The organism is Streptomyces sp. MMBL 11-1, assembly GCF_028622875.1.
Lineage (GTDB): Bacteria > Actinomycetota > Actinomycetes > Streptomycetales > Streptomycetaceae > Streptomyces.
The window spans coordinates 782,418-795,439 of record NZ_CP117709.1 but is presented as its reverse complement, the minus strand read 5'-3'; the positions used below and the strand labels follow the sequence as shown (position 1 = coordinate 795,439).

At 71.6% G+C, this 13,022-nt stretch carries 12 protein-coding genes; 10 read left to right on the top strand and 2 right to left on the bottom strand.

Annotation, left to right across the window (positions count from 1 at the left end):
- The first annotated feature begins 63 nt into the window (after window positions 1–63).
- The 10 genes from PSQ21_RS03325 to PSQ21_RS03280 all read left to right on the top strand — a co-directional run bounded on the left by PSQ21_RS03325 (window position 64) and on the right by PSQ21_RS03280 (window position 11,762).
- On the top strand, window positions 64–1,257 hold the full coding sequence (locus PSQ21_RS03325) for a cytochrome P450 (protein ID WP_274028898.1): 1,194 nt from the start codon (window positions 64–66) through the stop codon (window positions 1,255–1,257).
- Window positions 1,258–1,355: 98 nt separating this feature from the next.
- Window positions 1,356–4,793: a carboxylic acid reductase gene (gene car, locus PSQ21_RS03320; RefSeq protein ID WP_274028897.1), complete on the top strand. Its 3,438-nt coding sequence runs from the start codon at window positions 1,356–1,358 to the stop codon at window positions 4,791–4,793.
- A gap of 59 nt (window positions 4,794–4,852) precedes the next feature.
- On the top strand, window positions 4,853–5,251 hold the full coding sequence (locus tag PSQ21_RS03315) for a nuclear transport factor 2 family protein (protein ID WP_274028896.1): 399 nt from the start codon (window positions 4,853–4,855) through the stop codon (window positions 5,249–5,251).
- Between the two features lie 375 nt (window positions 5,252–5,626).
- Window positions 5,627–6,502, top strand: coding sequence for a HipA family kinase (locus PSQ21_RS03310; RefSeq protein ID WP_274028895.1), 876 nt, complete (start codon window positions 5,627–5,629; stop codon window positions 6,500–6,502).
- Window positions 6,499–6,882 (top strand): DUF3037 domain-containing protein, encoded by a 384-nt coding sequence (locus PSQ21_RS03305; protein WP_274028894.1) that lies wholly within the window; start codon window positions 6,499–6,501, stop codon window positions 6,880–6,882. Before PSQ21_RS03310 ends, PSQ21_RS03305 begins: the two co-directional genes overlap by 4 nt.
- 219 nt (window positions 6,883–7,101) lie before the next feature.
- Complete coding sequence (gene fabG, locus PSQ21_RS03300) at window positions 7,102–7,863, top strand: 3-oxoacyl-ACP reductase FabG (protein ID WP_030582031.1); 762 nt, start codon at window positions 7,102–7,104, stop codon at window positions 7,861–7,863.
- Between the two features lie 20 nt (window positions 7,864–7,883).
- Window positions 7,884–8,639 carry an SDR family oxidoreductase gene (locus PSQ21_RS03295; RefSeq protein ID WP_274028893.1) on the top strand — a complete coding sequence of 252 codons (756 nt, stop codon included), beginning with the start codon at window positions 7,884–7,886 and terminating at the stop codon, window positions 8,637–8,639.
- Window positions 8,640–8,757: 118 nt separating this feature from the next.
- Entirely contained in the window at window positions 8,758–10,338 is a 1,581-nt protein-coding gene (locus PSQ21_RS03290; RefSeq protein ID WP_274028892.1) for an ABC transporter substrate-binding protein, read from the top strand.
- A gap of 85 nt (window positions 10,339–10,423) precedes the next feature.
- Complete coding sequence (locus PSQ21_RS03285) at window positions 10,424–11,113, top strand: uracil-DNA glycosylase (protein ID WP_274028891.1); 690 nt, start codon at window positions 10,424–10,426, stop codon at window positions 11,111–11,113.
- Between the two features lie 121 nt (window positions 11,114–11,234).
- Complete coding sequence (locus PSQ21_RS03280) at window positions 11,235–11,762, top strand: hypothetical protein (protein ID WP_274028890.1); 528 nt, start codon at window positions 11,235–11,237, stop codon at window positions 11,760–11,762.
- A 29-nt stretch (window positions 11,763–11,791) separates the two neighbouring features.
- Here PSQ21_RS03280 and PSQ21_RS03275 read toward each other — a convergent pair whose 3' ends face one another.
- Window positions 11,792–12,265, bottom strand: a complete 474-nt coding sequence (locus PSQ21_RS03275; RefSeq protein WP_274028889.1) for a hypothetical protein — start codon at window positions 12,263–12,265, stop codon at window positions 11,792–11,794.
- A 113-nt stretch (window positions 12,266–12,378) separates the two neighbouring features.
- Window positions 12,379–12,900 carry a DinB family protein gene (locus tag PSQ21_RS03270; protein ID WP_397990942.1) on the bottom strand — a complete coding sequence of 174 codons (522 nt, stop codon included), beginning with the start codon at window positions 12,898–12,900 and terminating at the stop codon, window positions 12,379–12,381.
- Window positions 12,901–13,022: the final 122 nt, after the last annotated feature.

The window sequence follows — 13,022 nt, the reverse complement described above, 5'->3', positions numbered from 1 at the left end:
TCTGACGGCACACCACCGAACACCGGCGGCCGACCGCTCGGCGGCCCGGAAAGGACGGACACGATGACCGCCGCAGGACACGAGATACGGGCCTACCCGTTCGGTCCGGTGGACCGGCTCGACCTGGACCCCACGCTGTTCGAGGTCTGCGGCGAACACCCCGTGCTCCGGGTGCGCCTGCCCTTCGGGGGCGACGGCTGGCTCGTCACCCGGTACGCCGAGGTCAGGACCGTGCTGTCGGACCCCCGCTTCAGCCGCGCCGCCGCCGCGGGCGACCATGTGCCCCGCACGGTGGCCGTCGCCCCGCCGTCGACCTCCATCATGGGCATGGACCCGCCGGACCACAGCCGGCTGCGACGCCGGGTGATGCGCGCGTTCACGGTACGCAGCATCGACGCGCTCCGCCCCCGCATCGAGGAGATCGTGAACGGTCTGGTCGACACCCTGACGGAAGGGGACGGCCCCGCCGACCTGGCGGCGGTCCTCACGTGGCCGCTGCCGATCACGGTGATCTGCGAGATGCTCGGCGTGCCGTCCGCCGACCAGGACCGGTTCACCGAATGGGTGGACGGCCTGCTGATCCTCGACGACCCCGAACAGTCAGCACACGCCCGCCGACAGCTCGGGGACTATCTCGCGGAGCTGATCCAGCAGCGCCGCGCCGAGCCCACCGACGACCTCCTGGGCGAGCTGGCCGCCGACAACGAGAAGGACCCGCTGAGCGAGGAGGAGCTGGTCAGCCTGGGCGTCAGTCTGCTCTCCGCCGGCCAGGAGGCCACCGCCAACCAGATCGGCAACTTCGTCTACACCCTGCTGACCCGGCCCGCCCTCTGGCGGCAACTCGTCGCCGATCCCTCGCTCGTCCCCCGAGCGGTCGAGGAACTCTCCCGGTTCATCCCCATCAGCGCCACCGCCGGCTTCACCCGCGTCGCCACCGAGGACCTCGAACTGGGCGGGCAGCTCATTCGCGCCGGGGACGCGGTGGTGGCCGAACTCGGGATGGCCAACCGCGACTCCGAGGTGTTCGACCGGCCCGAGGAGATCGACTTCCACCGCGAACAGATCCCGCACGTCACCTTCGGCTACGGCATCCACCACTGCCTCGGCGCGCAACTGGCCAGGGTCGAACTGCGCGTCGTCCTCGAAACGCTCGTCACCCGCCTGCCCGGTCTGCGTCTCGCCGTCCCCGCCGACCAGCTCGCGTGGCGGACCGAACGCCTCATCCGCGGTGTGGCTGCGCTGCCGGTCCGCTGGTGACGTCCGTACCGCCCGAGGCCGGCCACCGGGCCGCCGCGCCCACGAGCGGCCCCGCCCCGCACCGTCCCCACCACGGAACCGCCACCGGAGGATCCACCATGGCCGAACCGCTGGACGCCGCCACCGCGCCGGCGCGCGACCCGGGCCAGGGGCTTGCCGAGGCCCTGGCCTCCGTAGCCCCGGGCCGGGCGCTCGCCGAGGTCATGGCGTCCGTACTGGAGAGCCACGGGGATCTGCCCGCCCTCGGCGAACGCGCCCGGGACCCGGAGACCGGGCGGCTCCTCCCGCGCTTCGACACCATCAGCTACCGCGAACTGTGGTCCCGTGTCCGCGCGCTGGCCGGCCGGTGGCACCACGACCCGGAGTACCCCCTGGGCCCCGGCGACCGGATCTGCACCCTCGGCTTCACCAGCACCGACTACGCGACGCTCGACCTGGCGTGCATCCACCTGGGGGCCGTGCCCGTGCCGCTCCAGTCCAACGCCTCGCCGTCCCGACTGGCGCCGATCGTCGCGGAGTCCGAGCCGACGGTGCTGGCCGCGAGCGTCGACCGGCTGGACACCGCCGTGGACGTGGTCCTCGCGTCGAGCACGATCCGGCGCCTCGTCGTCTTCGACCACGGCCGGGGGGCCACCGGCCCGCGCGGGGCGGCGGCCGCCCGGGAACGCCTGGCCGGGGCCGGGAGCCCGGTCGCCGTGGAGACACTGGCCGAGTTGACCGACCGGGGCAGCGCCCTGCCGCCCCCGCCCCTGTACACCGCGGCCCCGGGTGAGGACCCGCTCTCCCTGCTCATCTACACCTCCGGCAGCACCGGCGCACCCAAGGGCGCCATGTACACCCAACGGCTCCTGAGCACCGCGTGGTACGGGTTCAGCTACGGGGCGGCCGACACCCCCGCGATCAGCGTCCTCTACCTTCCGCAGAGCCATCTCGCCGGCCGCTACGCGGTGATGGGCTCACTCCTGAAGGGGGGCACCGGCTACTTCACGGCCGCCGACGACCTGTCCACCCTGTTCGAGGACATCGCCCTGGTCCGCCCCACGGAGCTGACCATGGTCCCGCGCCTGTGCGACATGCTCCTCCAGCACTACCGGAGCGAGCTGGACCGCCGGGTCGGCGAGCCGGGTGACACCGAGGCAGCGGTCAGGAGGGCGATACGGGAGGACTTCCTGGGCGGACGGGTCGCCAAGGCGTTCGTCGGCACCGCCCCGCTCTCCGCCGAGCTCGCGGCGTTCGTCGAGTCCGTCCTCGGTTTCCACCTCTACACCGGCTACGGCTCCACCGAAGCGGGCGGCGTGCTGCTGGACACGGTGGTCCAGCGCCCTCCGGTCACCGACTACAAGCTGGTGGACGTCCCCGAACTGGGCTACTACGCGACCGACCTGCCGTATCCGCGCGGCGAACTCCTTCTCAAGTCGCACACGCTCATCCCCGGCTACTACCGGCGCCCCGACCTCACCGCCACGGTCTTCGACGCGGACGGCTACTACCGCACCGGTGACGTCTTCGCCGAGACCGGGCCCGACCGGCTGGTCTACGTCGACCGTACGAAGGACACCCTGAAGCTGTCCCAGGGCGAGTTCGTGGCCGTGTCCCGCCTGGAGACCGTTCTCCTCGGCAGCCCTCTCGTCCAGCACCTCTACCTGTACGGCAACAGCGAGCGCGCCTACCTGCTCGCGGTGGTGGTGCCCACCCCGGCCGCGCTGGCCGGGTGCGGCGGGGACACCGAAGCGCTCCGGCCGCTGCTCATGGAATCCCTCCGGAGCACTGCCAGAGGGGCCGGACTCAACTCGTACGAGATCCCCCGCGGGATCCTCGTCGAGACCGAGCCCTTCAGCCCCGAAAACGGCCTCTTCACCGAGAGCCACAAACTCCTGCGCCCCCGCCTCAAGGAGCGCTACGGGCCGGCCCTGGAGCTGCTGTACGAGCAGCTGGCCGACGGCCAGGACCGCCGGCTGGGCGAACTGCGGCGCACGGGGGCGGACCGGCCGGTGGAGGAGACGGTCACCCGGGCCGCCCAGGCCCTGCTGGGATGTGCGAGCACCGCTCTCCGGCCCGGCGCGCACTTCACCGACCTCGGCGGGGACTCCCTCTCCGCCGTGTCGTTCTCCGGGCTCATGAAGGAGATCTTCCACGTCGACGTCCCGGTCGGTGTGATCATCAGCCCGGCCAATGATCTGGCGGAGGTGGCGCGGTACATCGCTTCGGCCCGCCGGCCGGACGGGACGCGGCGGCCCACCTTCGCCTCCGTGCACGGGGAGCACCGCACCGAAGTCCGCGCCGGGGACCTCACCCTGGAGAAGTTCCTCGACGCGCCCACGCTCGCCGCGGTTCCGCCGAGGCCCCGCCCCGACAGCGACGTACGGACGGTCCTGCTGACCGGAGCCACCGGCTACCTCGGCCGGTTCCTCTGCCTGGAGTGGCTGGAGCGGCTGGCGTCCTCGGGCGGGCGGCTGATCTGCCTCGTCCGCGGCAGCGACGCGACCGTCGCGGCCAGGCGGCTGGAGGCAGCCTTCGACAGCGGCGACGCCGCGCTGCTCCGGCGCTACCGCACGGCGGCCGGGAAGACCCTGGAGGTGCTCGCGGGGGACATCGGCGCACCGCGGCTGGGTCTGAGCGAGGACACCTGGCGGGAGCTGGCCGACACCGTGGACCTGATCGTCCACCCGGCCGCGCTGGTCAACCACCTGCTGCCGTACAGCGAACTGTTCGGCCCCAACGTCCTCGGCACCGCCGAAGTGATCCGGCTGGCGCTCACCGCGCGGCTGAAGCCCGTCACCTACGTCTCGACGGTCGCCGTCTGCCTCGGAACCCCTGCCGAGGACGCCGACATCCGCGCCACCAGCCCGGTACGGAGCATCGGCCAGGGGTACGCCGACGGGTACGCGACCAGCAAATGGGCCGGCGAGGTCCTGCTCCGGGAAGCGCACGAGCGCTACGGCCTGCCGGTCACCGTCTTCCGGTCCGACCTGCTCCTGGCGCACAGCACGTACGCCGGGCAGGTCAACGTGCCCGACGTCCTCACCCGCCTGCTGCTCAGCCTGGTCGCCACCGGCATCGCGCCCGGCTCGTTCTACCGGGCGGGGTCCCGTGCGCACCACGACGGCCTGCCGGTCGACTTCACCGCGGAGGCCGTCGTCGCGCTCGGCGCACGGACCACCGAGGGCCACCGGACCTTCAACGTGGTCAACCCGCACGACGACGGCGTCTCCCTGGACACCTTCGTCGACTGGCTCATCGAGGCCGGCCACCCGATCAGGCGGATCGACGACCACGGCGCCTGGCTCACCCGCTTCACCGCGGCGCTCCGCGCCCTGCCGGAGAAACACCGGAGGCACTCGCTGCTCCCGCTGCTCGGCGCCTACGCGCAACCCGGCGAGGGCGCCCCGGGGTCGCCGCTCCCCGCCGGGCGCTTCCACGCCGCCGTAAGGGCGGCGGGGGTCGGCCCCGGGGGCGACATCCCCCGGGTGTCGCCGGACCTGATCCGCAAGTACGTCACCGACCTGCGCGCACTCGGGCTCCTCTTCCGTCCCTGACCGGGCCGCGACCGGCTGCCGACAGCGCCTGCGTCACCACATCAGGAAGGGAAACCGCCATGACACACGACATCGACGACCGGGTGAACCTGTTTCTGCGGAGTCTGGAGGCGTTCGACTTCACCGCCGCTCGGACGATGTGCACCGAGGCCGCCACGGTGCGGCAGAACGACGGCCAGGGCGAACAGCCGATCGAGGAGAGCCTGGAGCGGCTCAGGTCCTTCACCGCGGGCGTCGACTCGCTGAGCTACGACGTGATCCGCCGGTTCCGCAATCCCGACGAGGTGTTCCAGCAGCACGTGCTGCACCTGACCGGGAACGACGGGTCCCGCGGCGATGTCCACGCCGCGGTCTACTTCCGCTTCCAGGACGGTCTCATCGACCGGATCGAGGAGTACGTCTACGCCGAACCGGCCCTGGGCGCCGTCGTCCCGGAACCGCCGCGCGCGGAGGCCTGAAGGTCGCGGGCCCCGTGGCCCGGCGGGAGTGGATCGACCGGGACCGGGAACGTCGAGGGCGCCGCCGCACGGGGCGCGAGCGGGCCCTCCGCGCGGTTCGGGGCCGCGAAGTCGGACGGTCCGTCGCGACCCTTGCCCGGTGGCCCGGGCCCTCCTCGCCGACGATCACCCTCGGTTACTCTGTTCTCTTCATGCCGGAAGCAGGCGGTGAGGGGCGCGGCACCATCGACGGTCTGCTGGGGGAGCGGGGACGCCGGTTCGTCCGCCGAAGCTCCCCGGATTCTCCCCAGCGCCGTCGACCGGCGATCCCCGTCTCAACGCCCCCGAGCGGCAGTCCGTGGATTGCAAGGATGAACAGATAGGTGGCCTGGGAAAGTGCTGGAAGAGGTCGTAGCGACCCGCTATGTCACGCCTTTGCGTGAGGGCGGCTCGCTCCCCGGGATCGTCGAGGCCGACGACCTGGGTACGTACGTCATGAAGTTCACCGGGGCGGGCCAGGGCCGCAAGACGCTCGTCGCGGAGATCATCTGCGGGGAACTGGGCCGTCGGCTGGGGCTGCGGGTGCCCGAGCTGGTGACCATCGAGCTCGACCCCGTCATCGGACTCGCCGAGCCCGACGAGGAGGTGCAGGAGCTGCTCCGCGCGAGCGGCGGACTGAACCTCGGGATGGACTACCTGCCGGGCTCGTTCGGGTTCGATCCGCTCGCGTACGAGGTCGGGGCGGCCGAGGCCGGGCGGGTCGTCTGGTTCGACGCGCTGATCAACAACGTCGACCGCTCCTGGCGCAACCCCAACCTGCTCGTCTGGCACGGCGACCTCTGGCTCATCGACCACGGCGCGACCATGATCTGGCACCACAACTGGCCCGGCGCCCAGACGTCCGCCGCCAAGCCGTACAACGCCTCGGACCACGTCCTGGCGCCCTTCGGGCCGGACATCGCGGCCGCGGCCGCCGAGCTCGCCCCGCTGGTCACCGAAGAACTGCTCGCCGAGGTGGCCGCCGACGTGCCCGACGTCTGGCTGGCCGACGAGCCCGGCTTCGCCTCCGCCGACGAGGTGCGCCGGGCCTACATCGCGCCGCTGCTCGCGCGGGCCGCCGACATCCACGAGCGGATCACCCTGGACGCGCCGGCCGCGACCCGGCCCTCCCAGGCTCCCGGCTGGCTCACCGAGCGTCTGCCTCCCCGGCAGAAGCCCGGCGGCGGCCGGACCGCGGCAGCCGCCGGTGCCGCCGAGGAGGACGGCCGATGACGCGGCGCGACGTCTTCGAGTACGCGCTGCTGCGCGTCGTGCCCCGGGTCGAGCGGGGGGAATGCTTCAACGCCGGGGTGCTCGTCTACTGCCGGGCCCACTCGTTCGTCGCCGCCCGTACGCACCTCGACGAGGCGAAGCTGCTCGCGCTGGACCCGGGGGCCGACGCCGCCGGGGTGCGGGCCGCCCTGCGCGCCGTCGAAGGGGTCTGCGGCGGGGGCGAGGGCGCCGGTCAGGCGGCGGGCGACGACGCCGGACGGCGGTTCCGCTGGCTGATCGCCCCGCGCTCCACGGTCGTCCAGCCCGGCGCCGTGCACAGCGGCCTGACCACCGACCCGGCCGGCGAGGTGGAACGGCTGCTCGACCTCCTCGTGCGCTGATCCACACCCCGGCGGGACCGCGACGGCACAGCGGCGTGCGCTGCCGCCCGGTGTGACGTGCGGCCCGCCGGGGCGTGCGCCGTTGACACCGGGTGCCAGGGCTTCTAGCGTCTCGTCTGCTGAAGGTACTAAGCGGTTGCTCAGTGATCGGGCGTCTTTCCGTCAGGGAAACGCCCCGACGTCCGCTGAGCCGCGATCCAAGGGCGAGGAGAAACAAGCATGTCCACCACCGAGCAGCGCGTCGCCATCGTGACGGGAGCGGCGCGGGGCATCGGCGCCGCCACCGCCGTACGTCTCGCGGCCGAGGGCCGTTCCGTCGCCGTACTCGATCTCGACGAGGCGGCCTGCAAGGACACGGTCGAGAAGATCACCGCCGCCGGGGGCACCGCGCTCGCCGTCGGCTGCGACGTGTCGGACGCCGGCCAGGTGGAAGCCGCCGTCGCGCGGGTCGCCGCCGAGCTGGGCGCGCCGACGATCCTCGTGAACAACGCGGGCGTGCTCCGCGACAACCTGCTGTTCAAGATGAGCGAGTCCGACTGGGACCTCGTGATGAACGTGCACCTCAAGGGCGCGTTCCTGATGGCGAAGGCCGTCCAGGCCCACATGGTCGAGGCCAAGTTCGGCCGGATCGTCTCGCTCTCCTCTTCCTCGGCCCTCGGCAACCGGGGCCAGGCCAACTACTCCGCGGTCAAGGCGGGGCTCCAGGGCCTCACCAAGACGCTCGCCAAGGAACTGGGCAAGTTCGGCGTCACCGCCAACGCGGTCGCGCCCGGCTTCATCGTCACGGAGATGACCGCGCAGACGGCCGCCCGCGTCGGCATGGGCTTCGAGGAGTTCCAGGCGGCCGCCGCAACCCAGATCCCGGTCCAGCGCGTCGGCCGTCCCGAGGACGTCGCCAACGCCATCGCCTTCTTCGCGGGCGACGACGCGGGCTTCGTCTCCGGCCAGGTCATGTACGTGGCCGGCGGACCCCTCAACTGATCCGAAGGGCAGCGGACAACATGACGGTGCAGGACAGCGGAAAGGTCGCCCTCGTCACGGGCGCGAGCCGGGGCATCGGCTACGGGATCGCCGAGGCGTTCGTCGCCCGCGGCGACCGGGTGGCCATCACCGGGCGGGGCGAGGACGCCCTGAAGGAAGCCGTCGAGCGGCTCGGCTCCGACCGGGTGATCGGCATCGCGGGCAAGGCGCACGACGAGGCGCACCAGGCCGCGGCGGTCGAGCGCACGATGGAGGCCTTCGGCCGGGTCGACCACCTGGTGAACAACGCCGGGACGAATCCGGTCTTCGGCCCCATGGCGGAGCTCGACCTGAACGTCGCCCGCAAGGTCTACGAGACCAACGTGATCTCGGCCCTGGGCTTCGCCCAGCAGACCTGGAAGGCCTGGCAGAAGGAGAACGGCGGGTCGATCGTGAACATCGCCTCGGTCGCCGGGGTCTCCGCCTCGCCGTTCATCGGCGCGTACGGCATGAGCAAGGCGGCGATGGTCAACCTGACGCTCCAGCTGGCGCACGAGTTCGCCCCGGTCGTCCGGGTCAACGCCATTGCCCCGGCCGTGGTCAAGACCAGGTTCGCCGAAGCCCTCTACGAAGGCCGCGAAGCGGAGGCGGCCGCCGCCTATCCGCTGGGCCGGCTCGGCGTGCCCGAGGACATCGGGGGCGCGGCGGCCTTCCTCACCTCCGCACAGGCCGACTGGATCACCGGACAGACCCTCGTGGTCGACGGGGGAATTTTCCTCAACGCCGGCGTGGGCTGAGAGCGGCCTGGACCGGTTTGGCCTTGATTGAGCCAAGTGCCCCGCCGGGCCAGCGGATTGACCCGGTGGGGCGCTGCGGTATGGTCTGCCGACCCATGGCTGATCGAGGAGCGTGCACGTGTTCTACCGGGCCAGTCTGCAGGCTGCTGCAGCCCTAGCTTCCCTTTCTCTGCTGGCCGGCTGCGGTCTCCTTTCCGACAGCGGATCGGAAACGGACCAGAAGATAGTCGTCGGGACGACCAGCTCCCCGTCCACGCTCGATCCCGCGGCAGCCTGGGACGGGTCCTGGGAACTGATGCGGAACGTTTACCAGACCTTGGTGAGCTTCCCCTCAGGCAGCACGAACCCGGAGCCGGACGCGGCGAAGTCCTGCGAGTTCACCGACGCCACGAGCATGGCGTACCGGTGCACGCTCAAGAAGAACCTCACGTTCTCCAACGGCGAGAAGCTCGACGCCGAGGCCGTGAAGTACTCCATCGACCGCATCGTGGACATCCACTTCAAGGGCGGACCGGCCGGGATGCTCGACTCCCTGGACCGGATCGAGACCAAGGGCGACGACACGGTCGTCTTCCACCTGAACAAGTCGGACGCCACGTTCCCGTTCATCCTGGCCACGCCCGCCATGTCGCTCGTCGCCCCCGGCGACTACCGCAAGGACAAGATCCGCGACGACGGCAAGGTCACCGGTTCCGGCCCCTACCTCCTGGAGTCCTACAAGGACCGGGCCACCGCCGAGCTGAAGAAGAACCCGGACTACAAGGGCTTCGCCAACCGCAAGAACGACGCGGTCACCATCCGCTACTTCGAGAAGTCCGCCGCCATGGTGAGCGCGCTCAAGGCGGACGAGATCGACGCCACCTACCGGGGGCTGACCGCCGAGGAGGTCGTCAGCCTGGAGGACAACAAGGACGACAACGCCGGCCTCCAGGTCGTCGAGAGCACCGGCTCGGACATCCGCTTCCTGGTCTTCAACCCGAACGACCCGGCCGCCGGGAACCCCGCCGTGCGCAAGGCCATCGCCCACGTGGTCGACCGCGACGCCCTGGTCGCCAAGGTCTACCGGGGAACCGCCGAGCCGCTCTACTCCATGGTCCCCAGGGGCATCGCCGGACACACCACGAGCTTCTTCGACACCTTCGGCGACCCGGACGTCAAGAAGGCGAAGAACATCCTCACCAAGGCCGGCATCACCGAGCCCGTGAAGATGACGTTCTGGTACACCACCGACCGGTACGGCTCCTCCACGGAGCCCGAGTTCGAGGAGCTCAAGCGGCAGCTGGAGGCCTCCGGACTGTTCAGGATCACGCTGCGGGGCGAGCCCTGGACGGCCTTCCAGAAGGGCTTCAACAAGGGCGAGTACCCGGTCTTCGGCCGCGGCTGGTTCCCGGACTTCCCGGACCCCGACAACTTCATCGCGCCCTTCGTGGGCAAGGAGAGCGTCACCGGCACCCCGTACATCAACAAGGAGATCACCCAGCAGCTGATCCCCGCCTCGCGGCAGGAGAGCGACCGGGGCGCGGTCAGCAAGCAGTTCGAGCGGGCCCAGGAGATCCTCGTCGAGGACGTGCGCCTGCTGCCCCTGTGGCAGGCCAAGCCGTACATCGCCTCGGGCGAGGACATCGGCGGCACCGAGCGCGCACTCGACCCGCAGACCGTGATGCAACTGTGGGAGCTGTACCGCAAGGCCAGCTGGTAGCGGCCGTACGGAAAGGTCCCCCGGGTCCGTTGTCAGTGGAGCCCGGTAGGTTCTGGGATCAAGAACCTGTTGCTCACCGGAGGTTGTGGACGTGACCGATATCGACCTGCTGCCCGAGTCCTGGCGCGCCGTCCTCGGCGAAGAACTCCAGAAGCCGTACGTCAAGGAACTGGCGGACTTCGTCGAGGAGGAGCGGGCCAAGGGCCCCGTGTATCCGCCGCGCGAGCAGGTCTTCGCAGCCCTGGACGCCACTCCGTACGAGAAGGTGAAGGTCCTCGTCCTCGGCCAGGACCCGTATCACGGCGAGGGCCAGGGGCACGGGCTCTGCTTCTCGGTGCGCCCCGGGGTCAGGACACCGCCGTCGCTGCGCAACATCTACAAGGAGATGCAGCAGGAGCTCGGCCTGCCGATCCCGGACAACGGCTATCTGATGCCGTGGGCCGAGCAGGGCGTCCTCCTGCTCAACGCCGTGCTCACCGTCCGGGGCGGCGAGGCCAACTCCCACAAGAACAAGGGCTGGGAGAAGATCACCGACGCGGTGATCCGCGCCGTCGCCGACCGGCCCGACCCGGCGGTCTTCGTGCTCTGGGGCAACTACGCGCAGAAGAAGCTGCCCCTGATCGACGAGGAGCGCCACGTGGTGGTGAAGGGAGCGCACCCCTCGCCGCTCTCCGCCAAGAAGTTCTTCGGCTCCCGCCCCTTCACGCAGATCAACGAGGCGGTGGCCGCCCAGGGGCACCAGCCGATCGACTGGCGGATCCCCGAACTCGGCTGACGAGCCCCGGCCGACGGGCCCGGCCGACGGGCCTCGACGCCCGTGTCTGACCGGTTATGCGGAATTCCGCGTTAGCGTCGGACCGACGGCAACCGGCTGGACGGGCGACGAGGAGACCGCAGTGGTGGAGCAGCAGGAGGCGTCCGACGACGCCGTCATGACCAGGATCGGCCAGGCGATCATGCTGCTCCACGGAGGTGACCGGGAGGAAGCCCGCAACCGCTTCGGCGCGCTCTGGTCGGAGCTCGGAGCGGACGGCGACGCCCTGCACCGCTGCACCCTCGCGCACTACATGGCCGACACCCAGGACGACCCCGGCGACGAGCTGGCCTGGGACCTGCGCGCCCTGACGGCCGCCGAGGGGCTGAGGACCGCAGAGGAGCGGGACGGCGGGGACGGGCCGGACGGCGGCGAGGGGCGCGGCGGGACCCGGTCGGCGGAACACCGCGACACCCCGGCCGTCCGGGCGTTCTACCCCTCGCTGCACCTCAACCTCGCGGCGGACTACCTCAAACTCCAGCGCCCCGACTCGGCCCGGATCCACCTCCGGCGGGCCCGCGAAGCGGCCGAGTCGCTCGCGGACGACGGGTACGGCGGCGGGGTCCGCGCCGCCATCGACCGCCTGGAGCTCCGCATGCGGGAGCAGTGACCCCCGGCGCCCGCGCGAGGGCGGGAGCGTCAGCGGCCGTACGTCTCCGAGCAGATACGGGACTCCGGACTGCCCGCGGGCCAGCCCCCGTACCCCCGGCCGAGCGCGCAGACGTCCGCCCCGACACCGGGGACGCGCGGCAGGGCGGGCACGGTGACGGACGGGACGCCCCGGACCCGGCGAGGCTCCCGGGACCCCGGCGGGTCCGCCTGGCCTCTCGGTCGGGAGACCCCCGCCTGCCCGGTGCGCCGGGAATCCGAAGGGGAGCCGGCCACCGGGGGCGCGGGGGAGGGCGGCGGGGCCGCCGACGGGCTCGGGTCCGGCACGGCCTCCAACGCCTCACGGGCGGGTGGCCGCACGATCTGCGGGGCCACGTCCTGGGCAGGCCCGGTGGCGCCGGGATACGGCGGGGGAACGGCCCGGGGCTCCACCGAGACGCAGCCGGAGACGGCCGTGACCGTCAGCCCGACCAGGAGTTTCGCGACGATTCTGGTTCTCTGCACCCGGTAACTCTGCGGTGCGGCCCGCCCGTCGGGGGCCCGATGGGCGAGGAATGGCCCGCACGGGTGACCCGGTCGACGGCGCGCCCGGACCGCGCTCGCCGGGGCGGCGGCCGTCAGTCGCCGGTGGCGCCGTCCACGCGCTCGCGCACCAGGTCGGCGTGGCCGTTGTGCCGTGCGTACTCCTCGATCATGTGCGTGTAGATCCAGCGCAGATTGAACGGCTCGCCCGCCGAGCCGACGCCCTTGGAGAAGTCGTCCAGGTGATACGCGGCGGCGTTCTTCCGGGCCGCCGCGACCTCCGCCCGCCAGGCGGCATCCGCCTCGGCCCAGGTGTCCGACTCCGTCACGTGCCACTCACCGTCGGGATCCTCCTCGGTGCAGAAGAGGTCCGGCAGTTCCTCGCCCGCCAGCACCTCACGGAACCAGCCGCGCTCCACCTCGGCCATGTGCCGCAGGAGCCCGAGCAACGTGAAGGCGGACGGCGGCACCGAGGCCTCGCGCACCTGGGCGTCCGTCAGCCCCGCGCACTTCATGGCCATGGTCGCGCGGTGGTAGTCGAGCCAGCCCTCCAGCATGGGGCGTTCGGCGGCGTCGAGAGCGGGTTCGGAGCGTTCCGGAGAAGTCATGGGGGCCATCGTGACTCATGATCATGGTCCTGGCCAGGGAATTCACGAGCGGACCGGCAGGAGGGCGAAAGACGGCGGCGACGTATGCTGCCGGGGCGCGAACAGCCGCGCACCACGGCGCGACACGGCGA

Coding starts and splice junctions, on each gene's coding strand:
- PSQ21_RS03325 (WP_274028898.1), top strand. CDS start 64: ATGACCGCCGCAGGACACGAGATACGGGCCTACCCGTTCGGTCCGGTG.
- car (WP_274028897.1), top strand. CDS start 1,356: ATGGCCGAACCGCTGGACGCCGCCACCGCGCCGGCGCGCGACCCGGGC.
- PSQ21_RS03315 (WP_274028896.1), top strand. CDS start 4,853: ATGACACACGACATCGACGACCGGGTGAACCTGTTTCTGCGGAGTCTG.
- PSQ21_RS03305 (WP_274028894.1), top strand. CDS start 6,499: ATGACGCGGCGCGACGTCTTCGAGTACGCGCTGCTGCGCGTCGTGCCC.
- fabG (WP_030582031.1), top strand. CDS start 7,102: ATGTCCACCACCGAGCAGCGCGTCGCCATCGTGACGGGAGCGGCGCGG.
- PSQ21_RS03295 (WP_274028893.1), top strand. CDS start 7,884: ATGACGGTGCAGGACAGCGGAAAGGTCGCCCTCGTCACGGGCGCGAGC.
- PSQ21_RS03270 (WP_397990942.1), bottom strand. CDS start 12,900: ATGGCCCCCATGACTTCTCCGGAACGCTCCGAACCCGCTCTCGACGCC.